Source organism: Flavisolibacter tropicus (genome assembly GCF_001644645.1).
In the GTDB taxonomy this organism is placed as follows: domain Bacteria; phylum Bacteroidota; class Bacteroidia; order Chitinophagales; family Chitinophagaceae; genus Flavisolibacter; species Flavisolibacter tropicus.
The window spans coordinates 669,066-691,807 of the sequence record NZ_CP011390.1; the positions used below are offsets into that span (position 1 = coordinate 669,066).

18 protein-coding genes are annotated in these 22,742 nt (G+C 38.9%); 9 read left to right on the forward strand and 9 right to left on the reverse strand.

Annotated features, from left to right (window positions below; all coding sequences use genetic code 11):
• Window positions 1–10: 10 nt before the first annotated feature.
• The 3 genes from SY85_RS02725 to SY85_RS02735 form a co-directional block, all read right to left on the reverse strand.
• Window positions 11–1,072 (reverse strand): response regulator, encoded by a 1,062-nt coding sequence (locus SY85_RS02725; RefSeq protein WP_066401691.1) that lies wholly within the window; start codon window positions 1,070–1,072, stop codon window positions 11–13.
• 199 nt (window positions 1,073–1,271) lie between these two features.
• Complete coding sequence (locus SY85_RS02730; RefSeq protein WP_226998979.1) at window positions 1,272–2,939, reverse strand: sensor histidine kinase; 1,668 nt, start codon at window positions 2,937–2,939, stop codon at window positions 1,272–1,274.
• Between the two features lie 147 nt (window positions 2,940–3,086).
• Window positions 3,087–3,485: a hypothetical protein gene (locus tag SY85_RS02735; RefSeq protein WP_066401692.1), complete on the reverse strand. Its 399-nt coding sequence runs from the start codon at window positions 3,483–3,485 to the stop codon at window positions 3,087–3,089.
• 196 nt (window positions 3,486–3,681) lie between these two features.
• On the opposite strand from SY85_RS02735, the gene SY85_RS02740 reads away from it, so the two are divergent.
• Both SY85_RS02740 and SY85_RS02745 read left to right on the forward strand, forming a co-directional pair.
• On the forward strand, window positions 3,682–6,153 hold the full coding sequence (locus SY85_RS02740) for a cation-translocating P-type ATPase (protein WP_066401693.1): 2,472 nt from the start codon (window positions 3,682–3,684) through the stop codon (window positions 6,151–6,153).
• Window positions 6,154–6,275: 122 nt separating this feature from the next.
• Window positions 6,276–6,749 (forward strand): pyridoxamine 5'-phosphate oxidase family protein, encoded by a 474-nt coding sequence (locus tag SY85_RS02745; protein WP_066401694.1) that lies wholly within the window; start codon window positions 6,276–6,278, stop codon window positions 6,747–6,749.
• A gap of 211 nt (window positions 6,750–6,960) precedes the next feature.
• On the opposite strand, the gene SY85_RS02750 is transcribed toward SY85_RS02745, so the two are convergent.
• A complete protein-coding gene (locus SY85_RS02750; RefSeq protein ID WP_082886264.1) occupies window positions 6,961–7,443 on the reverse strand; it encodes a chemotaxis protein CheB in 483 nt (160 codons plus the stop codon).
• A gap of 66 nt (window positions 7,444–7,509) precedes the next feature.
• Complete coding sequence (locus tag SY85_RS02755; protein ID WP_066401696.1) at window positions 7,510–8,331, reverse strand: universal stress protein; 822 nt, start codon at window positions 8,329–8,331, stop codon at window positions 7,510–7,512.
• A gap of 234 nt (window positions 8,332–8,565) precedes the next feature.
• On the opposite strand from SY85_RS02755, the gene SY85_RS02760 reads away from it, so the two are divergent.
• Window positions 8,566–9,327, forward strand: a complete 762-nt coding sequence (locus tag SY85_RS02760) for an SDR family oxidoreductase (protein ID WP_066401697.1) — start codon at window positions 8,566–8,568, stop codon at window positions 9,325–9,327.
• A 136-nt stretch (window positions 9,328–9,463) separates the two neighbouring features.
• Here the strand turns inward: SY85_RS02760 and SY85_RS02765 are convergent, their stop codons facing one another.
• Window positions 9,464–9,910, reverse strand: coding sequence for an Hsp20/alpha crystallin family protein (locus tag SY85_RS02765; protein WP_066401698.1), 447 nt, complete (start codon window positions 9,908–9,910; stop codon window positions 9,464–9,466).
• 500 nt (window positions 9,911–10,410) lie between these two features.
• On the opposite strand from SY85_RS02765, the gene mgtA reads away from it, so the two are divergent.
• The 4 genes from mgtA to SY85_RS02785 all read left to right on the forward strand — a co-directional run bounded on the left by mgtA (window position 10,411) and on the right by SY85_RS02785 (window position 15,730).
• Window positions 10,411–12,975, forward strand: a complete 2,565-nt coding sequence (gene mgtA / locus SY85_RS02770) for a magnesium-translocating P-type ATPase (protein ID WP_099459366.1) — start codon at window positions 10,411–10,413, stop codon at window positions 12,973–12,975.
• A 608-nt stretch (window positions 12,976–13,583) separates the two neighbouring features.
• Window positions 13,584–14,390: an MlaE family ABC transporter permease gene (locus SY85_RS02775; protein ID WP_066401699.1), complete on the forward strand. Its 807-nt coding sequence runs from the start codon at window positions 13,584–13,586 to the stop codon at window positions 14,388–14,390.
• A gap of 16 nt (window positions 14,391–14,406) precedes the next feature.
• A complete protein-coding gene (locus SY85_RS02780) occupies window positions 14,407–15,183 on the forward strand; it encodes an ABC transporter ATP-binding protein (RefSeq protein WP_066401700.1) in 777 nt (258 codons plus the stop codon).
• A gap of 325 nt (window positions 15,184–15,508) precedes the next feature.
• A complete protein-coding gene (locus tag SY85_RS02785; protein WP_148661101.1) occupies window positions 15,509–15,730 on the forward strand; it encodes a hypothetical protein in 222 nt (73 codons plus the stop codon).
• Between the two features lie 114 nt (window positions 15,731–15,844).
• On the opposite strand, the gene SY85_RS02790 is transcribed toward SY85_RS02785, so the two are convergent.
• A complete protein-coding gene (locus tag SY85_RS02790; protein ID WP_066401702.1) occupies window positions 15,845–17,089 on the reverse strand; it encodes a hypothetical protein in 1,245 nt (414 codons plus the stop codon).
• 30 nt (window positions 17,090–17,119) lie between these two features.
• On the reverse strand, window positions 17,120–19,705 hold the full coding sequence (gene gyrA / locus SY85_RS02795; protein WP_066401703.1) for a DNA gyrase subunit A: 2,586 nt from the start codon (window positions 19,703–19,705) through the stop codon (window positions 17,120–17,122).
• Between the two features lie 302 nt (window positions 19,706–20,007).
• Here gyrA and SY85_RS02800 point away from each other — a divergent pair, with 302 nt between their 5' ends.
• Window positions 20,008–21,519 carry a saccharopine dehydrogenase C-terminal domain-containing protein gene (locus SY85_RS02800; protein WP_066401704.1) on the forward strand — a complete coding sequence of 504 codons (1,512 nt, stop codon included), beginning with the start codon at window positions 20,008–20,010 and terminating at the stop codon, window positions 21,517–21,519.
• The gene (locus SY85_RS02805) at window positions 21,519–21,851 is read left to right on the forward strand and encodes a cupin domain-containing protein (RefSeq protein ID WP_066401705.1); all 333 of its coding nucleotides are present in this window, start codon (window positions 21,519–21,521) and stop codon (window positions 21,849–21,851) included. The genes SY85_RS02800 and SY85_RS02805 overlap by 1 nt, the downstream gene beginning before the upstream one ends.
• Here the strand turns inward: SY85_RS02805 and SY85_RS02810 are convergent.
• Window positions 21,848–22,696, reverse strand: a complete 849-nt coding sequence (locus SY85_RS02810; protein ID WP_148661102.1) for a hypothetical protein — start codon at window positions 22,694–22,696, stop codon at window positions 21,848–21,850. The genes SY85_RS02805 and SY85_RS02810 overlap by 4 nt on opposite strands.
• Window positions 22,697–22,742: the final 46 nt, after the last annotated feature.

Genomic DNA, 22,742 nt, shown 5'->3' on the forward strand with positions numbered 1-22,742 from the left:
TCTACTAGCATTAATTCCTCATATTTTTCAACTTTACTTCATTTAAGATAGTTACGTTTCCATCTTTAATATCAATAAGCTTCTCATTACGGAAGTCAGTTAGTGTCCGTATAAAAGATTCTGTGGCCGTTCCTGCGAGTGCTGCCATGTTTTCGCGGCTCAACTGGATAGCAGGAACTCCGCTGGGTTGTTGCTGTGACACCTTTTCTTTCATCACTAATAAAGCGTTCGCCACCTTTTTTCGAAGCGAGTTGTAAGCAATATCCAGCAACTGCTGCTCTTTTTCAGCTATGTTGTGCGAAAGCAACTTGATAATTGTTTTAGTCACTTCTGTATTATGATAGATTATCTCTTCAAACTCTGACTTGGGAAGCATGATCAGTTCCGTTTCTTCAACAGCTTGCGCCGTTTCTTTATAGGTCACTCCTTCAAGGAGAGGTACATAACCAAAAAACTCTCCTTCTTTATACAAGCCTGTAATGAATTCTTTTCCATCATCATTAATTTTAAAAGTTCTTACTCCTCCTTTTTGTATATAGAAAAGGTAATGGGGGTGATTGCCAGAAAAGTAGATGATCTGCTTTTTTTTGTACTGACTGGTTCCTCTTCCGTCTATGAATTCATGAAGGGCCTGTTCACCCGACATGTGCATATGAATCTGATTGATACCCTTTATGCCTTCAGCAATCTCCTGCTTCACCAAATCAGACTTTTGCAGCCGTTTTTGTATTGCATTCAACAGCTCTGTAGCAGTAAAGGGCTTTGTGATATAATCATCTGCACCTAGCTCCATTCCCATTCTAAAGTCGCTTCGTTCTGACTTGGCTGAAAGAAAAATAAATGGTGTATGGCTTAAATCAGAATGCTTATTTAGCATATGAAATACCCCATACCCATCCACCTCTGGCATCATTATATCGCATAAGATGAGGTCTGGCTTTTCCTGCACAGCAACTTCAACTCCCTTCTTACCATTCTCAGCCTTTAGTACATGATAATTAGAAAGCTCCAGCAGTTCTGCCGTATTTTCCAGTAATGGCACATTGTCTTCAATTACAAGAATCTTTTTCATAACGACTCTTTAATCTGAATTAAATAATGGGAATAGATCTACTGTTTTCGAGATAGGGTTATTTATGAAGTACTGTAAAGCTAGAAAATTCTTTAGTGTAATTCAACCTACCATACTATCAGCTTTATACACCAAAAGTTTTTTGATCGCCAATACCCGTTTGGTAACAAATAGCAAGAATATTTTTTTCAGGATTAAATTATGATTCCAATATAGGATTAGGCAATTCTACAATAAAAGAAGTGCCTTTGCCAATATTGCTTTCAATTTGAATCCGTCCACTCATTAACTCGACATACTTGGCTATAATATGCAAACCCAGCCCTGTTCCTTGTATAGTGGCGGCATTAGGTGCCCTAAAAAAGCGTTCGAACAAATGCTGCTGGTCTTCTTCTGAAATTCCTATGCCTTTATCTGTAACCACCAGGTTTAACAGGCCATCTTTTATCTCACACACCACATTTATACAAGAATTCTCAGGGGAAAATTTTATGGCATTAGACAGTAGGTTAGTTAAGATATTTCGCACCAATGCCCTATCTGTATAAACACTACTTTCTCCAGAATGGTGAAATGCTATCACCTGACCAGGCTTGACTATTTGCTGTAATTCCTGAACCAGTTTTTCAATCTCCGTTATATAATCACGGAATTCTATTAATTCCATCTTTGGTTTTACAGTACCTTCTTCAAGCTTACCCAGTGACAGAAAATCTTCCAAAATTGTTTTCATGCCAATAACGCAATCTTTAATGCGTAGGATTTGTTTTTCAACTTTCTCGTTCTTATCAATGGTATTGTACTTCTCCAATATGTCTGCAGAAGAAAGGATGGTACTAAGAGGGGTTCGAAACTCATGAGAAGCCATAGTGACGAATCTCGACTTTAAGTCACCTAACTCCTTTTCCTTTTCCAAAGCATCACTTAATTCTTGTTTCGACTTTTCCAGTTCAATTAAGGCATCTTTTAGTAGTTGCGTACGACTCTCTACTTTTGTTTCTAATTCCTGATTATTTTGTCTGATGCGAAATGCTGTATGCTCCAACTCTACCTTTTGTTGAAGCACCACCTGTTCGTTTTCTTTACGGAGTGTAATATCCACTACAAAAGCGATGACATAAGTTTCATTACCTAATTTGTAATAACTCAAACTTACTTCTACCGGGAACTCTTCTCCAGCTTTATTGCAAGCGTAAAGCTCCCTACCCGCCCCCATTATACGAGGCTGCAAATGATGATAGAAATTTTCTCTATGCTTAATGTGACGCGCTTGAAAGGTGGTTGGAATCAGTATTTCCACACATCTGCCCACCACTTCTTGCTCTGTATAACCAAATTGAGATTCTGCATATTTATTGAAATTCCGGATAATACCTTCTTTATCAGTTACAACTATACCAATTGTTGCATAATTAAAGAGTGATTCAAGTTTCAACAAATTCATAGCGGCCTCATTGGTCAAATTCTTACTAAGTAAAATGATAATACAAGTGAAGGCTATGCCGAAAGCTAAATTTAAAAAGATAGCCAGTGATGAAAAATTACTTTCTTCATGTAAAACATAAAAATCAAGAAACATGACTCCTAACCCTGCAATGCTAATAATTAAAGTATGGAGCCTTCTTACAGAAAAAAGTGTACAGACAATCGCAACAATGTAGAAGACTTTAATATGATAACTGGGAAATAGGAATGTATTGATAAGCCCCAGGCTTAAAAATATATAACCAATGATCAGCCAATAGTCGTTCTTCCTGGAAAGTGACATTGCATTGATTGAACACCATAAAATTACGCCAAACCTGAGACGTATCACGCAACATAAAGAGGAATAGATCAGGTTGAAGGTAATGGTCGCCTTTTCCAATTAATAATAAGCACTACTGCAAAACGAAACAATCTTTATGAGATGGATTGTAAATAATTTATTCTGTAAAGTGACCCGGAGAATATTTAAAGCTATGCATCTTCAATATCATAGCTTTAACATTAGTTAATAGCAATTTCTTTACCCCTACCCTTCATCATAAAACTGTTCATTCTGGGGTGCCATCAATGAAGCTTCACGCCCCATTTCATTTTGATGTTCCAACGAAAGATTGTCCGTTTCTGTAGTTTCAATCCAAAGATTGCCCATTTTGCGAAATACCTGAACCGGAAGGTTGAATTTTCGCTGGAACAATTGTTCTACCTCATTTACACTCTGGGATGGAATAATATCTATATCGCCTTCCCTCATTACTCCAAGCACTTCTACCAACAGGGTATAATCAGTTGCTTTATCGCTTAAAGGAGTGCCTTTACCTGGCTGGTGTTTACTTTTGAAAAACTCTAGTTTTAAAAAAGGAAATTCTAAATGAAATGCTTCTTTAACATCGCCTACTTTGGTAGTGGGAGCCAAATACAGTTGCATACAATATTTATTCTATTGAATTAAAGTTCATTTGTTTTCAAGGCTTTTACAATGACGGGCCTCAGCTGCCTTTGCTGATTGATATCATTGGCCCCACTAGTATGCGACATGAGCTGTGTCAGTAAATAGGTTAACTTCTATTTGTAATTTAATAGTGACAGCCTGTGGGCCGATCAAGTACAATAAATAAATCGTTATGGGAGGCTTACAAGGATTAACCAAAGCAGATGCAGAAAAACTACAGCAGCAATATGGAAAGAATACTTTTCAAATGGAGGGAAAGAATCAGCTATGGGATACGATTGTAAATACTATTAAGGAGCCGATGTTTTTGATGCTGCTGGCTGCGTGCCTTCTTTATTTTTTATTGCAGGAATACAAAGAAGGTTGGATGATGATTGCCGCCATGAGTATTGTAAGTGGTATTTCGTTGTACCAGGAAGGAAAAAGTAATAAGGCGTTGACAGCCTTACGCGACTTAACAGAACCTAAAGTTTTTGTGATAAGAGATGGCAAGGAATTGCAGGTAGATACAGCAGAATTGGTACCAGGAGATATTGTGCGGCTGGAGGAAGGCAATAAAGTACCAGCCGATGCTACTATACTGCAGCAAAATGATTTAACTATTAATGAAGCTGTTATTACCGGAGAGTCGTTACCAGCCATTAAGGAGAACAACCAAATGGTGTTTCAAGGTACTACAGTAAATACAGGAGGCGCTTTTATATCAGTTATAGCCATAGGCAATGAAACCAAGCTTGGTAAACTGGGTAAGCTTGTTACTTCCTATAGCGAACAAAAAACCAACCTGCGAAATAGTATAGACCAACTGGTACGTTTTCTTTCAGGCTTTGGCATCTTTGCTTTTATTGCCATTTTTCTTATGAACTACTTTTCGGGTGTTCATATTATAGCCAGCTTACTTTTTGCACTTACTCTGGCTATGGCAGTTCTCCCGGAAGAGATACCGGTCGCGTACACCTCCTTCATGGCCTTGGGTGCTTACCGACTTTCCCGCAAAGGCATCATTACCCGAAAGCCACAAACTTTGGAACATTTGGGCCGTGTAAGTGTTATCTGTATGGATAAAACCGGCACGATAACCGAAAACAAAATGAGCGTCAGGCACGTATACAATCATCATAGTAGTCAACTGACAGAGTTGGAAATGCGTCCCTTAAAAAAAGACGAGGCGCTACGTGTATTGACGTATGCAGTGTTGGCCAGTGAGACAATTCCTTTTGATGAAATGGAAAAAGCTATACTACGTGGTTACGGAGCACTTTCAAACGATATACATTGTGAGCCAATTGTATATGAATACCCTTTACAGGGGCGCCCACCAATGATGACGCATGTGTATAAAAATGCTGGACATTTTATTGTAGCCGCAAAAGGAGGCTTGGAAAGAATAATGGAAGTTTGCCAGCTACCTGAAACAATTAAAACACAGACAAATACACTGTCAATGCAACTGGCACGCGAAGGTTATCGCATTTTGGGTGTAGCCAGTGCTATCTATCCAGATAAAGTAATGCCAGCACACCAGGATGACTTCCCATGGCAGTTTGAAGGATTCATTAGCCTGTATGATCCTCCGCGTAAAGATGCACCTCTTTTAATGAAGCAGTTTTATAAGGCTGGCATAGATCTAAAGCTACTTACCGGCGACCTGGCAGAAACGGCGGCCACTATTGCTCAACAGGTTGGCATTAAAAAGCAAGGAAAAATATATACAGGTGAAGAGATCATGGAAATGACTGATAATGAACTGGAGTTTCAAATCAAGCGAAACAACATCTTTGCGCGCATGTTTCCTGAAGCAAAGATCCGAGTTGTAGAAGCTCTGAAAAAGTCAGGAGAGATAGTAACTATGATTGGCGATGGGGTGAATGATGGTCCCGCCATTAAAGCAGCGCATATTGGCATTGCTATGGGCAAGAGCGGTACTGAGGTGGCTCACCAAGCCGCCGACCTGGTATTAACGGATGATGCGATCGGCAAAATGATAGCAGCTATAGAACAAGGCCGCCGTATCTTTTCAAATCTGAATAAAGCGATACGCTACATTGTATCTATTCATATTCCCATACTACTTACTGCATCAATTCCGCTCTTGCTTGGCTGGAAATACCCTAACCTGTTCACGCCTATCCATATAATCTTTTTGGAACTAATTATGGGGCCTACCTGCTCCATCTTTTTTGAACGCGAGCCCTTGGAGCCTCAACTCATGCAACAAAAGCCAAATGCCTTCCCTTCTAAAATGTTTAAGAAAGATGAGTTAATGATCAGCATTACACAAGGCTTGATCATTACAGCGGGACTTTTTATTCTTTATCAAAGCTATGCACCCCAGTACTCGCTAGAGACAGTACGAACCATATTATTTACTACTCTCCTAATAAGTAATATTGGTCTCACGTATGTTAACCGTTCTTTTAAAGAGCCATTTTATGTAACGATGAGATACCGGAACAACCTGGCATTTCCCATTCTAATTCTTTCATTGACTTTTCTGACATGTATTCACGCAATACCTTATTTGCGGCTGCTATTTGGATTTACATCTATAAGAATGGTCGATATTTTTATTTGCACCGGCGTAGGTATAATGTCTGTTGCTTGGTTTGAAATATATAAAATGAACCTGAATGAAATTGAATGAGGCTATCAAGTCTAACATAAAATATAATAACCTAATGCCATGATACCAATCACTTTATAAAGTGATTGACCTCATTCAATAATAAGTAGTGATAAAATAATTTAACTGATAAATAGAGTGTCATGATTACACTATTAGAAAATCAACAGATTGAGCAACTCCTCTCCCGGCAAATTGTAGGAAGGATTGCTTGTCATGTTGACAACCTGCTTTATCTTGTTCCTGTTAGTTATGCATATGATGGCAAATATGTTTATGTGCATTCACATGAAGGCACTAAAATAAATATGATGCGTAAAAACCCTGAAATTTGCTTTGAAGTTGATGATATTACCGATATGGCTAATTGGCAGAGTGTTATTGCCTGGGGGCGTTTTGAAGAACTGAAAAAAGAAGAAGACAGGCAAAAAGCATTAAGGACTTTACTCAACCGGAAATTACCTTTAAGCTCAAGTATTACAACACATTTAGGAAAAACCTGGCCATTCTCTGAAGATGACCTTGATGATATTACCGGCATTGTTTACCGCATAGAACTAACAAAGAAAACAGGCCGGGCTGAACAAACATCGTTTTCACATTCCGATTGTCAATAACCTGTCCATCTTGCTAACCTTGTATTGGTTGTTTTTACTATTCCAGGATCATAATTCAATTAAAAAGAGCTTAAACCATTTCTTTTTCTGTAAGAAATTTCGTTTTACCTTACCAATAGAAACCTGCTAATTTATTCCTCTTAATCAATTGCTATGCGCTAATATACCTAAATGCATATAGCGCATACATAATTTAAAGTAACAACCAGCATTAGATTGATAAGGCATATTCTTGAATTAGTTGGGGGATCTGCAAAGGTTCGGCCACATGATCTACTGAACCACCTTCTATGGCATGCTGTGGCAAGTACTTACATGTACTTGAAAGCGGGTCTTGAGCAATCTCCAATCCGCCGGCACTTTTAATGGCCTGTGCCCCAGAAACGCCATCAAAGCCGCTTCCAGAAAGTATAACACCGATGGCCCGCTTTCCAAGTTCCTGCTTAGCCATTGAGCCAAAAAAGCGATCAACACACAAATTTTGTCCGGCAACAGGTCTTGCTACCAGTTCAAGTTTACTGTTTTTTAAAATGAGGTCCTGTGCTGAGGGCGCTATGTAGACCGTATTTGCCCTCAATGGCATTGATTGAGCAACATTTATCAGTTGCAGTTGAGAGTGTTGCTGCAGGATATCTTTCAGGTGACTTTGAAAATTTCTGGGAATATCCTTTGTTCTGCCTTTATTAAATATAATTTACTAACAAACAAGATCATTGTTGAAGGTTACTTCATCTCATAACCCATCAAAATGATAAGGACGTTATTTATCTTCTAAAACTAGTAGCGGGACCTTGGTCTCATATGTTATCGATCGGGTATATATTTTGCCTATTATCCGCTCTATAATTTTGTGGCGGTGTGCTATCATTACCAACAAGTTTATCGGATGATTGTCCATGTAAATCTGAATGCCACTTTCCACATCATCATCTTCAACTTCTTCATGCGAAAATGAATGAATTTTAGAAAAAGTCTGGCCAAGTTGTACTCTGCCGGGTACCTCCATACCTGACATTACCGCACCACTCTTTTGTATATGTAACAAGCGCAAAGAAGCTTCAAATTTCTCAACCATGTCTAAGAGTATACTAAAGCAAGTTGCGTCTTCTACTCCTTCAAAATCAGTAGCCAGAACAATATTTTTGATCGGACTGAACTGGGATTGTTCTGGGACCAACAACACAGGCAAATTGGATTTACGTATGATTGACAGGACTGTACTTCCAAAAAACCTGTGAGGATGATCTCGTTTCATACCCATTACAATTAAATCTGTACTCATTTTTCTGGCAGTTTCCATGATGGAGTCGCCCTTGTACCCCATTACTACAGATCCGCTGACATCAATGCTATAAGTTTCTTTTAAAAAATGAATCTCTTTTTGAAGTTGGGTTTCGTTAGCCTGTTGCTGCGCATCATTTATTATCATCCAGGCTGAAGGATCCTCCCCTGTCGGTCCTGGTTCCATGTATACATGAACTAAATACAATTTTGCTAAGAAGAGCTGCGCCAGAGAAGCTGCATAATTACTGGCAGCACGTGAGGCATCTGTAAAATTGATTGCCACCAATATTCTTTTCATGTTGCAATTTTCACTAAGTAAAACTGGAAATTAGTCCCGCAGAAAAGAATGACCTCTATTTGCATGATTACTGATACCTATCAATAAATAGAAAGGTAATAGTAAAGTCTCCGATAAATACCCTGTTTCTATTTGGCATTTATTTTTGCATTCCACTTGCAATCAGTATTCCTGTTGACAATTATCATTGCTCTGGCTTTTCTGGTCTGCTAGCTTAAGATCAAATTCGTGTATATGGAATTGATATTTCAAAACCAGGTAGCCTTGGTAACCGGTGGCAGCTTTGGTATTGGCCGGGCGGCGGCTATAGCTTTTGCACAGCGAGGTGCCAAAGTTGCAGTAGCAGATTGGATTAAAGACGAAGAGAATACAACCTTGGAAAGGATCAATGAAGCGGGTAGTGAAGGAATATTTATTCAGTGCGACGTTTCCAAACATGCAGACGTAAAAAAACTCATTGACCAAACTATAGCCACTTTTGGTAGACTCGATTGTACCTTCAACAAGGCTGGTATTGAAGGCATTATTGCGCCTACACATGAATGCACCGAGGAGAATTGGGACAAAACCATTGCTATTAATCTGAAGGGAGTATGGCTTGGCATGAAGTATGAACTAACGCATATGCTTTTATTAGGCAAAGGGGTGATCGTCAATTGCGCTTCGGTAGTCGGATTGACCGGTTTCAAGGGATTACCTGCTTATGTAGTCAGTAAGCATGGATTGGTAGGCCTAACAAAAACGGCCGCGTTGGAATATGCCAATGCAGGTATAAGGATAAACGCAGTCTGCCCTGGTGTAATTCATACGGCTATGATAGATAGGATTACCGGCCGAGACAATGAAGTGGAAAAACAATACACAGTTATGGAACCAATTAGCCGCATGGGGGATCCCAAAGAAGTAGCCGAAGCCGTGGTATGGCTATGTTCTGATGCTGCTTCCTTTGTAACAGGACATGCCATGACAGTTGATGGTGGATTCACGGCTGGATAGAAACTGTTTTAATGAAACTTGTCTTCAAATTAATTTGCAGTTAAGAAAAATACTCTTTGTCATCTATATGGCTTTAAAATACAATAACCCCACTATTTATAAATAGTGGGGTTATTGTTGTAGGTGGAAAAGGATACTACTTTACAGTAACATGTTTGGAAACTTTTGGCTTTCGTGCTTCTTCCTTTTTAGGAAGAGTCAGATTCAGTACCCCATCTTTGTAATTTGCCTCAATACTATCCTGCTTTACATCATCGGGTAGTGTAAAACTACGTGAGAAAGAAGTGTAGTTATATTCTCTTCTTGTATAGCGCTCATCCTTTTCTTCCATTTTATCTTCCTTTTCTGCACTAATGGTGAGAACATTATTTTCTACATCAATATTAAAATCTTTGCTTTTTAGTCCTGGAGCAGCAACAGTAACTTTATATTCATTTCCATTTTCAATAATATTTACTGCTGGCAAATTGGCTCCCTTACCCAATAAGCGGCTGCCTTCAAACATATCAGTCCAAGGCCGGAAAAAATCATCGAAAAGACCAGAGAAACCTGATTCAGGCCTCATTAATGCTTTAGTTGCCATGATTGTAGGTTTTAGAGTGAAGTAATAAGAAATTAAAACTACTTCTTACAAGTACAGGCGCCAACGATGGTTGTCAGCCAAAAGGGTGAGTTCAATCAGTATCTTACAACCGTACACTCCTTTTGCTAACAACCACTATTTCTTTCTTATTGTTCAGCGGTCTTTTGTAAAAAGAAATAAGACATAGACCTGCGCTAAAAAACATTTGGTTATAAAAAATATAGTTAATGTTGTTTCAAATTGAAGACACCACTTTTACCATTGGATTGACAAATGTGTAAAGGCATATAGTTTTCATTTCTGATTCCTCTTACATTATCAGTTTAAAGCCAAAGCTTCGTTTGACCGGCAGGCCAATAACAAATTCCTTTATTGCTGATGAAAGTCATTGATAAGAGAATACTGAAATTGTACTTTTCTTAGTAAGTATTCTTCTCTTTTAGATATTCTGTTCTCAAACAAGGCATTATATGAAAATAGTAAGGGGCAGATCATTGACAATGAAAAGTATATCCAACGAGATGGGATTACCTCTAAACGAACTGAAAACAAGGATGGGTTTTTTTAGAGAAGGACTGACTACACAGGAAGCCACGAAACGCCTGCAACAATATGGCTTTAATGAAATTGCAAAAGAGAAACCTTTATCTGCTTTAAAACGACTGTGGAACCACCTGAAAAACCCATTGGTCATCTTGCTTTCCGTTCTGGGTGTTGTTTCCTGGCTTACCAGTGATATCAGAGCAACCATTGTCATTTTTGTAATGGTGTTGCTCGGCATTATCTTACGATACTTCCAGGAAATGCGGGCCGATAAAGCTGCTGAAAAATTAAAAGCAATGGTCAGCACCCATGCCTCTGTACGAAGAGATAACAAAGACATAGAAATACCCCTGAAAATGTTGGTGCCTGGAGACATTATTATGCTTGGTGCTGGCGACATGGTTCCTGCTGATGTACGGATACTTTCAGCCAAAGACCTTTTTGTAAATCAAGCTGCCCTTACCGGCGAATCTCTTCTAGTGGAAAAGAATGACAAAGAAAGCCATTCAGAAAACAATAATCCACTGGAGCTTTTGAATACCTGCTTCTTAGGTACCAATGTAATAAGTGGTTCAGCAACGGCACTGGTGATCCATACCGGAGATGATACTTATTTTGGCAACATCGCTTATAATTTGGCGGGTGAGCGACAACCAACAAGTTTTGATAAAGGTATAAATCGTTTCACCTGGCTGATGATCCGGTTTATTTTTATCATGGTGCCTGCTGTTTTTCTAATTAATGGGCTGAGCCGGCACAATTGGGTAGAGGCTTTTCTATTCGCTTTGGCAGTAGCAGTGGGACTAACGCCGGAAATGCTTCCAATGATTATTTCGGTCAACCTTTCAAAAGGGGCCATTGCGATGTCCCGTAAAAAAGTAATTGTTAAGCGCTTAAACTCTATACAGAATTTTGGTGCGATGGATGTTTTGTGTACAGATAAAACAGGAACTATCACCAGAGGCAAAATTGTTTTGGAACAACACCTTGACGTAAAAGGTGGTGAAAGTCAGAAGGTGCTGGACTTTGGCTACCTGAACAGCTTTTATCATACCGGATTAAAAAACATCATGGATGATGCAATTCTGGATCACGAAGAATTGGAAACGGCTTTAAAGATCAAGGATACCTACAAAAAAATTGATGAAATTCCTTTTGATTTTGTGCGTAAGCGAATGTCGGTAGTAGTGGAAGACAAAACAGGTTTAAACATGTTGATTTGTAAAGGAGCGGTGGAGAATTTACTTGATTTATGCACACAAGTAGAAGTAGGCAGAGAAATGAAGGTAATGAAAAATGAAGACAGGGAAGAGTGCCTTCAGTTGGTGCACCGCTTAAATAGCAATGGCTTTCGTGTGTTAGCAATTGCCTATAAATACATTCCGGGTGGATCAGATGAACAGGTTTACAAAACAGCTGATGAAAGTGACCTCGTGCTGCTTGGTTATCTCTCTTTTTTTGACCCTCCAAAAGAAACAGCCTCTGAGGCTTTGCAGCGGTTAGAGAAATTAAATATAGAGGTAAAGATTCTCACCGGCGACAATGAGGCCATTACTGCTTACATCTGTAAAAAAGTGGGCATAAAAACGGAGCAAGTTTTGCTTGGGCCTGCTATTGAAAATATGACCGAAGAACAACTGAAAGAGGCGGCGGGGAATTATAATGTGTTTGCACGGTTGGTACCGACTCATAAAAAAAGAATCATTCAGGCATTACAGAAGAGTGGCCATGTGATCGGATTTATGGGTGATGGCATTAACGATGCTCCTGCACTGAAAGCTGCCGATATTGGTATTTCAGTTGATAGCGCAGTGGATGTAGCAAAAGAGTCCTCGGATATTATTTTACTGGAAACCAGTTTGTTGGTTTTAGAGCAGGGCGTGGCTGAAGGAAGAAGAGTATTTGGTAACATCATCAAATATATTGAGATGGCCGCCAGTAGCAATTTTGGTAATATGTTCAGTGTAGTTGGCGCCAGTGCCTTTCTCCCTTTTGTACCCATGTTACCTATTCAGATCCTTACAAATAACCTGCTATATGACTTTTCACAAACTACTATACCAACCGATAACGTGGATAAGGAGTGGTTAATAAAGCCTCGAAAATGGGCCATCGGTGAACTGCAACGATTTATTCTTTTTATTGGTCCAATTAGCTCTATATTCGATTACATCACGTTTTTCATTATGTGGTTTATCTTTCATGCAAAGAATAATGAGGCTTTATTTCATACAGGTTGGTTTGTTGAATCCTTGTTTACACAAACACTGATCATCCATATCATTCGTACTAATAAAATTTCTTTCATTCAAAGCCGTGCTTCCTGGCAGTTAATTACAAGTTCTATTATCATTGTTTTTGTGGGTGCGTGGCTGACGGTATCACCCCTTGCTACAACGTTAGGCTTTGTATCCTTACCACCACTTTATTGGTCATTACTTGTCTTGATTTTATTCTGTTACATCATACTTACGCAACTGATGAAAAGCTGGCTAATCCGCAGGTACGGTGCGTCCCGTTAAACATGTATCTAGAAATGGAGTTCTCTTATTCTTTTGTGTTAGCCTTGGAGCTCCTGTCAGTGTAGCTATTATGGTAACCTAGCTATTCAGGCTACTGGCATTTTGGCTACATATGCCGATTAGCCTCCTTTTGTATAGTGGCTTACTTAAAAAGGCAACCTACAAAGCTAGAGCCCTTTAAATTGATACATACTACCTATTACAAAAATTCCAGTTGTAGTTTATGCACAATTGGCGGAGAAGCAACCATTCGCTAATTGTTGCTACAAAAAATGAACACATTTGATATCAAATGTGAATCGTAAATCATAATTACTGTTTTCAAGACTTTACTACAATCTTATCATTGGCAGGTTAATACTCCGGTAATCTAAAATAAAAATACACTAGATGTTTCCAACTTTGGTTGGGTACTACTATCAGTGAATGATTGATATCAGCACATTCAGTGATAGTTTCTATTAAAAATATTTTTAGAAGAGAATGCAAATCAATGGTTGGATTGACGGACATCATTGAAATCTGCTTAAAGGTAGAATAGTTTTATAAACACATTAATAAGAAGATGGATGAGTAAGCACATTTATGTAGCTGAATAATGATACATCATGGAAACGATTTCCCATATCCCCCATTACCCATCGATTGTTCACAAAAGAAAGCAACGCATTCCGCTTTTCTTTATAAGTATTTATAATGTCTATCGCTTTATCCTTCGTTTTATTAAAGAAAGCGTTTCCTATCCATTTGAAGGAAAAGAAGTGGTGCGGCAATGTTATGAAATCGGCTGCAAGTCACTTCCTATTATTTCACTCACAGCTTTTATAACTGGGATTGTATTTACTAAGCAGTCGCGACCCTCTTTAGCTTCTTTTGGCGCTAGTTCTTGGCTGCCTGGATTGATAGCTATTGCTATAGTTCGAGCGCTCGCACCATTAATAACGGCTCTTATTATTGCGGGTAAAGTAGGCTCTAATATGGGTGCAGAATTGGGTTCGATGAAGGTCACCGAACAGATTGATGCCATGGAAGTATCCTCTACCAATCCTTTCAAGTTTCTAGTAGTAACGCGTATAATGGCCATTACTATTATGCTGCCTTTATTAGCGGGCTACTTTGCATTTATTGGCTTATTGGGTGCTTACCTGAATGTGCATGCTAATGAACAAACTAGCTATATTCTATTTATGCACCATGCCTTTTCCAGTCTTTCTTTCATAGACCTATTTGGCTCTATCCTAAAATCTTTTGTTTTTGGTGCAACTATTGGGGTTACGGGATGTTTTAAAGGCTTTTATGCTTCACATGGCACTGTAGGAGTTGGCCGTGCGGCAAATGCGGCTGTTGTGATTTCGATGTTTCTTGTTTTTATTGAAGAAATGTTTATTGTTCAAATCATTAATTACTTCCGCTAAAAAGAGTAATACAATAATGACAAATCAATCAATAAGCACTCAACAGGAAGAGGCTGTAGTTTCAATACATGGCCTTAGAAAGTCGTTTGAAGACCTGCACGTTTTAAATGGTATTGACTTAACTGTGCATAAAGGGGAGAATGTAGTTGTCCTAGGGCGCTCGGGAAGCGGAAAGTCTGTTCTGATCAAAATTATTGCAGGCCTACTAAAGCCAGATCTGGGCACTATTGCTGTTTTGGGCGAGGATATTGATCAATTGGATGAAGAGGAGTTAAAGCGTTTGCGCTTGAAAATTGGCTTTTCCTTTCAAAGTAGCGCCCTGTATGATAGTATGACCGTGCAGGAAAACCTGGAATTTCCACTTATAAGAAACAAACCAGAGTTAAGCAAGCAACAAGTTAATGAGGCCATTGAACAGGTGCTAGAAGATGTGGGCCTATTACATACCATTTATCAAATGCCGGATGAGCTTTCCGGCGGCCAGAAAAAACGCATTGGTATTGCTCGTATGTTGATTCTGAATCCAGAGATCATTTTGTATGACGAACCTACAGGAGGACTAGATCCAATCACCTGTGTAGAAATCAATCACCTAATCAACAAAGTACGTCAACAATACAATACCAGTTCTATTATCATCACTCATGATATGACCTGTGCGAAAACAACTGGGGATAGAGTTATCATGCTTTCGGATGGTATTTTCCTTAAAGATGGACCTTTTGAAGAAGTGTTTGCATCAACAGATGAACGAATAAGTGCATTTTACAATTACAACTTCATTAACCAATGAAAAGCTGATAAACAAGATTTTTTTATTGTTTCGTTTAAAATTTTCTATATCGCTTTATTTATAAAAACGCCTACTATCTGGAATAGAATTGGCCTGACGTGCAATCTTATTAGTAACTGATTAAACCCTTTAGGGTAAAATATTAGGTATCATAGCTCTACAATGAAATTCTAATAAACCAGTAAAACCCAATTATGCAATCTTTTAACGACTCGCAATTACAAAAATTAGCTCATAAGCGAGTAGAGGTTCGGGCTCGTTGGGCCGTGCTACAATTGGTAGAGGTTTTGCTACCTTGTTGCCTTATTAGAATTAAAGCTAAAAGATGGCAGACACTACTCGATTAATGGAAATATATAAGGCTATTCTAGCTGATGTTTTAGACAACCAGAATTTACAAGAGCATTTAGATAATGTAGAAGGCAGTATTGCTGAAGTGGATGATCTGATAGCAACCGCCAAGCAAAACGGTCAGAAAACCGAAGGTTACGAAACCTTCAAAAACGAGTTATACTTTTTAAAGTATCAAATTTTAGAACGGCTCTAAACAGTTGTTCAAGCAGCTTCGGAATAATTACACTCACCTCTTTCCTTGTTTTTCAAGGTAAATTATAAAGCCCTGCAATCGCAGGGCTTTATAATTATCATCAGAAAGCAAATATTATTTGATCGTATCCAGTTTAGTTTCGTAAACTTTTACTTTATCCATTTGCTTTTTCATTGTATAATAGTCGATCAGCAAATTGGTTACTGCTCTAAAGCTAGCTTTTTCACCTGGCTTAATGCTGGCGCCCATTTTGTCATATAAATCATAAGCGGCAGATGCATATTTGAATTGCTCTTCAATCAATCCATCGATTTGTTTATTCAGGTCTTGCTTCTTCTTTGCATCTTCAGGCTTTGTTCCCTTGATAGCAGTTCTAGTTTGTTGCAGATCATAGATCTGGTTTGACAAATGCTGTGTTAAGATATAATTAGCATAAGCATTTGTTGGGCTCAGCTCAATTGATTTCTTAAGAGCGGTTGTCAGATCTGCTTGTCTTTTTTCATAATCCGCAGGCTTGTCTTTGCCATATGTATAGTTGAAAAGATCTACCGCATATTCCATTTGCAAATCAGTGTTTTGCGGATTTTGCTTGATCATTTCTTCCAGCTTAGCCATCTTTTTAGCTTTATCGCCTTCTAGCCCTTGCAGTTCGTAAGCCATCCAGTTAGGATTGTTTGGAAATAATGATTTACCAAGGTCAATGTATTTCTGCGTATTTACCGGATCTTTTTTCTCTTGGTAATAACCAACCAGGTATTCATAAATGCCCATGTAGCTGGTATCAGCAATTTTAATATCTGCTAATTGCGCATAATACTTAGCTGCCTGATCTGTCAACTTAGCGTTTTGTGCTGAATAACCTGCATATAAAACAGCTGTTGTATCGAATGATACATTTGTCAACTTATTCTTAGATATTACATCAAATGCATCCAAGGTTTTGGTGAAATTGTTATAGGCTAACGGCCAGTTCTGTGCCTGGAAAGCGTTTACACCTGATTTGAAATAATTTGAATAAATATCAAAAGCTGTTTTGTGTCCTTCTAAGGCAGATTTTAAAGCTCTTTTGCTTTCTTCTTTTCCGCTTTCTAATTGGAAATATTTTTGGATGGCGGTTAAGGCTTCAGCCTGTAGCGTCGTATCCTGTTTTTCCTGAGCGAGGTTGTTGTAGACTTGTGCTTTAGCAAACCAATAGTCAGCGTTTGACTGATTCTTTGGGTCGTTCAATGCAGCATCTACTTTTTCTTTTGCTTCGCCGTACTTCTTTTTCCCAATTTTGTCCTGGATATCATCCAGCTTTTGAGCAAACAAGCTGCTAGTAGCTGCTACTAGTAATGCGGATAAAATGAGTTTACGCATTTGTGTTTTGTTTAGTTTGATTTTTATAGTTTAAGCATTGTTCTCTTCTTCAGATGCAGAAATTGTAGTTTCGGTTGTATCTACATTTTCAACTGCAGCTTCAGCGCCTTCTGTTTCTTCTATCATTCCAGTTTCATCTTGCACATCTATGCGTGTAATGGCAGCAATTTCATCTTTGTCATCAATGCGAATTAGTTTAACGCCCTGTGTGGCACGTCCTAATTCACGGATATCTGCAACCTTCATACGAATTGTAATACCGCTCTTACAAGTTATGATCAAGTCTTCTGATTCAGCAACATCAAGTATACCTACCAGCTTTCCTGTCTTTTCTGTAACGCTAATGGTTTTAACACCTTTTCCACCACGGTTGGTAATACGGTATTCATCAACCTGAGTACGTTTACCATAGCCTTTTTCACTAACCACCAATACCGTTCTTTCAGGCGTCGTTGGGTTAGCACAAATCATACCAACAACTTCGTCATTAGCATCATCAACTTCTATACCGCCTACTCCAATAGCTCCGCGGCCTGTAGTACGAACTTTAGATTCAGGGAATCGAATAGCTCTACCACTTCCAACGGCCATCATAATATCACAATTGCCATCAGTTAAACGAGCTTCTAAAAGCTGATCGCCTTCTACAATTGTAATAGCATTTACACCTGTTTGACGAGGACGGCTGAAATCTTCTAGAGCTGTTTTCTTGATAATACCCTTCTTGGTACAAAGTACAATATAGTGTGAGGTAACGTAGTCTGTGTCCTGAAGATCCTTGATATCGATAATTGCTCTGATTTTATCGTCCTGAGCTAATTGCAACAAATTTTGGATAGCTCTACCCTTGCTGTTCTTATCGCCTTCTGGGATCTGGTACACATTTAACCAATAACATCTACCCTTTTCAGTGAAGAATAACATGGTATGGTGGGTTGATGCCACAAAAATGTGTTCAATAAAGTCTTCGTCACGCGTACGACCGCCCATAGCCCCTCTACCTCCTCTGCGTTGTGCACGGAATTCGGTAGCTGAGGTACGTTTCATATAACCTAAGTGAGAAATGGTAATAACCACATCTTCTTCTTTGATGAGGTCTTTAATGCTCATCTCGTTATCTAGGAACGTAATATCTGTTTTACGAGCATCACCAAACTTGTCTTTTACTTCAGTCAACTCATCCTTAATGATCTGGTAACGCATTCCTTCATTAGACAGGATTTCACGCAGGTGAGCAATCAAGATCATAAGGTTATCATATTCTTCTTTGATCTTATCGCGTTCCATGCCTGTAAGACGTTGTAAACGCAATTCAAGGATCGCTTTTGCCTGAATTTCATCCAATCCCCAACCGGCATTAATCAAATTATCTTTAGCCACCTCCGGAGTAGCAGAAGCACGAATCAAAGCAATTACTTCATCCAGATGATCCAGGGCAATCAGGTAACCCTGTAAGATGTGAGCTTTCTTTTCGGCTTCTCTCAACTCAAACTTCGTACGACGTACAACTACTTCATGGCGGAACTCTACGAACTCAGAAATCAGTTCTTTTAAGTTCAATATGCGAGGACGGCCTTTAACCAGTGCTACGTTATTGATACCATAGCTGGTTTGTAGTTCTGTGTATTTGAAAAGCTGGTTGATAACCAGGTTGGCAACCGCATCTCTTTTCAGATCGATTACAATACGGGTACCTTCTTTTTTATTGGATTCGTTGTTAACGTGGGCAATTCCTTCAATCGATTTATCATTTACCAGCTGACCGATGCGATCGCAAAGTGAATCGCGGTTTACCTGGTAAGGCACTTCAGTAATGATGATCTGCTCACGACCACTTGGTTTCGTATCCACGTGAAGTTTACCGCGCAATACCACTCTACCACGACCAAAATGGAAGCCCGCTTTTACACCTTCCATACCAAAGATGGTACCTCCGGTTGGGAAGTCTGGCCCTTTGATATAGTGCATTAGTTCATCGATGGTAATTTCACGGTTGTCAATATAGGCAATACAACCATCAATTACTTCACTCAAGTTATGCGGCAGCATATTGGTAGCCATACCAACGGCAATACCGCTAGAACCATTTACCAATAATTGAGGTATGCGGGTAGGAAGAACTGTTGGTTCTTCTAATGAATCATCGAAGTTGAGCTGATAATCGATCGTATCTTTTTCAATATCCTGCAGGATGTTTTCCGCAATACGGTGCATACGGACCTCGGTATAACGCATGGCCGCCGGACCATCACCATCTTGGCTACCAAAGTTACCCTGGCCATCAACCAGTGTATAACGCATGCTCCAGTCCTGGGCCATACGTACTACAGCGTCATATACGGAGGAGTCACCATGCGGGTGGTATTTACCAAGTACATCCCCTACCAGACGAGCTGATTTTTTGTAGGGACGAGTAGGGCCCATACCCAATTCATTCATAGCGAAAAGGATACGGCGGTGTACCGGTTTTAAACCGTCGCGAACATCAGGTAAGGCACGGCCAACAATTACCGACATTGAATAGTCGATATAAGCCGTTTTCATTTGCTCCTCAATGTTGACGGGTATTATCCGGTTAAAATCGTTTGTTTCCTGCGGTTGTAATTTATCTTCCATTCAAATCAGCTTGTAGTAACAAAATTTAAGGTTGGCAAATTTACCTTTTATTCGGCTAAAAACCTTATAAAATAGCCTTTATAAGTGTTTGGTTTATAGAGATATTAGACAAATCCGTGTTAATGTTGAAAACCTGAGGAAAACATCTTTTTGAAAATAGCCTGCAATCCATTCTTTCCCCCTAATAAACCTATAAAAAACACTTGAGAATTTTGAAAAAAAGCCGCTTTTTAGAGGCGCTAAGGACGAATTAAAATGATAATCCTTTTAAAATTTTATTTTCACTTATCATTTTGAGGATTATGAAGAAAATTTTACTGTTTGGCGCTGGTAAATCTGCAACGGTTTTGATTGATTATTTATTGAAAAATGCATTGCTTGAAGACTGGACTGTTACTGTGGTAGATGCAAATTTGTCTTTGGCTCAAAGTAAAATTGGTAATGCATTGGCTGGTCAAGCATTGTCCTTTGATATCAACGATGCTGCAGAAAGAGGAACACATATTCAGCAAGCAGATATTGTAATATCCTTACTCCCCCCTGCCCTTCATATTTTAGTGGCTAAAGACTGTATTTCCTACAAAAAGAACCTGCTTACGGCGTCTTACGTGGATGAGCAAATGCGCAACCTGGAGCAAAGCATTCTAGACAGTAATATTCTCTTTCTCTGCGAAATGGGGCTGGATCCAGGAATTGACCATATGAGTGCTAAAAAGATGATTGATACAATTGAAGCAAATGGCGGTAAAATAACCTCTTTTTACTCTCATTGTGGTGGTCTTGTAGCACCAGAAAATGACAACAATCCCTGGCATTATAAGATCAGCTGGAATCCAAGGAACGTAGTGATGGCTGGTAAGGCTGGTGCTATTTTCAAGGAAGATGGAGCTGATAAAGAAATGCCTTATGAAAAGCTGTTTGCTGAGAAACGTTTTGTTGAGATCCCTAATCATGAATCGCTTTGTTGGTATCCCAATCGTGACTCGCTTAGCTATATTCCTGTATATGGATTAACTGAATGTGAAACATTTATTAGAACTACTTTACGTCATCCTGATTTTATGTATGGCTGGAGAAATATCATTGAATTAAAACTAACAGACGAGCAAAAGCAATATGAAACTGACGGTGTGACTTTAAAAACATTCTTCAAGGAACATTTTGAAAAATATGGATTTAGTAACTGGATACAAGAGCAAATGCAGGAACAGTTTCAAACCAGCAAAAAGATATTGGAAGATTTGGTGAACCTTGTGGAGCTGGAAGGAAAAGTAGATGAAGCTGGTGGCGAGTCTGTAGATGACTTTATGATGGTAAATGAAAAAGGGAACCTACAACAGATTGATCTTGACGAATTGAAAACAAGTGCAGCTGCTACCGTTGCTTATAAAATGCACGAGGCTAAACTGACTTTACAGCAATTGTTCTTCTTAGGCATGGATGACAACCAAACTGTCATTAATAAAGGCCTTTGTAGTGCTGCAGATGTACTTCAGTTTGCGTTAGAAACAAAGCTAGGGTTACAAGCTGGTGATAAGGACCTGGTGGTGATGGTGCATGAAATTGAATACGCGGTTCAAGAAAAGAACTTTAAAGAAACTGCTAGTTTACTGATAACAGGTGATAATGATGTACAAACAGCTATGGCTAAAACGGTAGGTTTACCTTTAGGTATTGCTGCTAAACTTATTCTAAACGGTACTATTAAAGCTAAGGGCCTGCGTATTCCTATAGTGAAAGAAATTTATGAGCCAGTTCTGCTAGAATTGGCAACTAATAATATTATCTTTCATGAAACATTAACCCAGGTTTAATGAAGTACCATGTTTCTTTAGCCGAAGCCATATCGCAACTTAAACAAGACCAAGAACATCCATTTACTGTACTCTTGCAACACGGCACTTTACAGGTAGAATATTTTGTACCCAGAGATATAGATATGCAAACGGCTCATGAGCAGGATGAACTTTATATCATTTCCTCTGGTTATAGCGATTTTTACAGAAATGGCGAGACTATTAAGTGTCAGAAGGGCGATGTGCTTTTTGTGCCAGCCAGAATGGAACACCGGTTTAAAAACGCCTCTAATGACTTTGCTACATGGGTTATTTTCTATGGGAAAAAAGGTGGTGAAGCTTCTGCCTAACCGGGAGTTACTTTGTATCCATCCCATTTATAAACTTTACGTTCGTGAGTAGTCTTGTAAATAGGGTTTCCTTTTTTATCCATTTTATCGGTAGCCTCTCCAGTTTCAATTTTCATTATAATACGATCAGCTAAGCCACTCTTGTCAGAAGGAAATATAAACTGTTCATCATAATAAACAGTTCCTGCATCAACCATATCAGTTTCCAGTGGTAATTGGTACAACTTCTCTCCTGTCCATCCAAAGCGGTATGTTAATGTGGGAATGGCACAAGCTTCCCCACTAAACGTAAGAGCTATGATATTCTTAATGTTTGGTAGCCCTTTGTTTGTGCTAACCCGCGCCATTGTAGCACGGGCTGATTCACTATCTTCTAACTTAAACTTATAGCTAGCCACTTTTTGTTTATTCACTACTACTTTTAAACCGATGATGTAATCTTTCAATTCCACTCCGTCGCGTTTACTTTCAATAACTCGCTCTAAACCATAGACAAACTGGGTTTCACCTCTACGCATAGGGTTAAAAGTCAGCAAGCCAGCCCAAATATATCCATCCCTAAACTTTCCTCCTTTCTGGTAATGTACTTTTGACCATTGTGCCCAAATACCTTTTATGGTACTGGTTTCTTTTTCATTAGAGGTAATGGTGATATTATCTCCTACAAACAATGTATCGTTGATGGTTGCGTTTAGGGCCGGTGAAGAACGTACAAAAGCTGTGTCAGCATAAACATATTGATCTCCGCTGAGAGGGGTATATAACGGGATATATACATCCTTATCCTGCGCAAACGAATAAAAAGATGCTACTAAAGCAATACACAATAGGATAATTGTTTTCATAACTGATATTAGGAACTGAAATTCTGACGCCATATTAAAAGCTACT

Coding starts and splice junctions, on each gene's coding strand:
- SY85_RS02725 (WP_066401691.1), bottom strand. CDS start 1,072: ATGAAAAAGATTCTTGTAATTGAAGACAATGTGCCATTACTGGAAAAT.
- SY85_RS02735 (WP_066401692.1), bottom strand. CDS start 3,485: ATGCAACTGTATTTGGCTCCCACTACCAAAGTAGGCGATGTTAAAGAA.
- SY85_RS02740 (WP_066401693.1), top strand. CDS start 3,682: ATGGGAGGCTTACAAGGATTAACCAAAGCAGATGCAGAAAAACTACAG.
- SY85_RS02745 (WP_066401694.1), top strand. CDS start 6,276: ATGATTACACTATTAGAAAATCAACAGATTGAGCAACTCCTCTCCCGG.
- SY85_RS02755 (WP_066401696.1), bottom strand. CDS start 8,331: ATGAAAAGAATATTGGTGGCAATCAATTTTACAGATGCCTCACGTGCT.
- SY85_RS02760 (WP_066401697.1), top strand. CDS start 8,566: ATGGAATTGATATTTCAAAACCAGGTAGCCTTGGTAACCGGTGGCAGC.
- SY85_RS02765 (WP_066401698.1), bottom strand. CDS start 9,910: ATGGCAACTAAAGCATTAATGAGGCCTGAATCAGGTTTCTCTGGTCTT.
- mgtA (WP_099459366.1), top strand. CDS start 10,411: ATGAAAAGTATATCCAACGAGATGGGATTACCTCTAAACGAACTGAAA.
- SY85_RS02775 (WP_066401699.1), top strand. CDS start 13,584: ATGGAAACGATTTCCCATATCCCCCATTACCCATCGATTGTTCACAAA.
- SY85_RS02780 (WP_066401700.1), top strand. CDS start 14,407: ATGACAAATCAATCAATAAGCACTCAACAGGAAGAGGCTGTAGTTTCA.
- SY85_RS02785 (WP_148661101.1), top strand. CDS start 15,509: ATGGCAGACACTACTCGATTAATGGAAATATATAAGGCTATTCTAGCT.
- SY85_RS02790 (WP_066401702.1), bottom strand. CDS start 17,089: ATGCGTAAACTCATTTTATCCGCATTACTAGTAGCAGCTACTAGCAGC.
- gyrA (WP_066401703.1), bottom strand. CDS start 19,705: ATGGAAGATAAATTACAACCGCAGGAAACAAACGATTTTAACCGGATA.
- SY85_RS02800 (WP_066401704.1), top strand. CDS start 20,008: ATGAAGAAAATTTTACTGTTTGGCGCTGGTAAATCTGCAACGGTTTTG.
- SY85_RS02805 (WP_066401705.1), top strand. CDS start 21,519: ATGAAGTACCATGTTTCTTTAGCCGAAGCCATATCGCAACTTAAACAA.
- SY85_RS02810 (WP_148661102.1), bottom strand. CDS start 22,696: ATGAAAACAATTATCCTATTGTGTATTGCTTTAGTAGCATCTTTTTAT.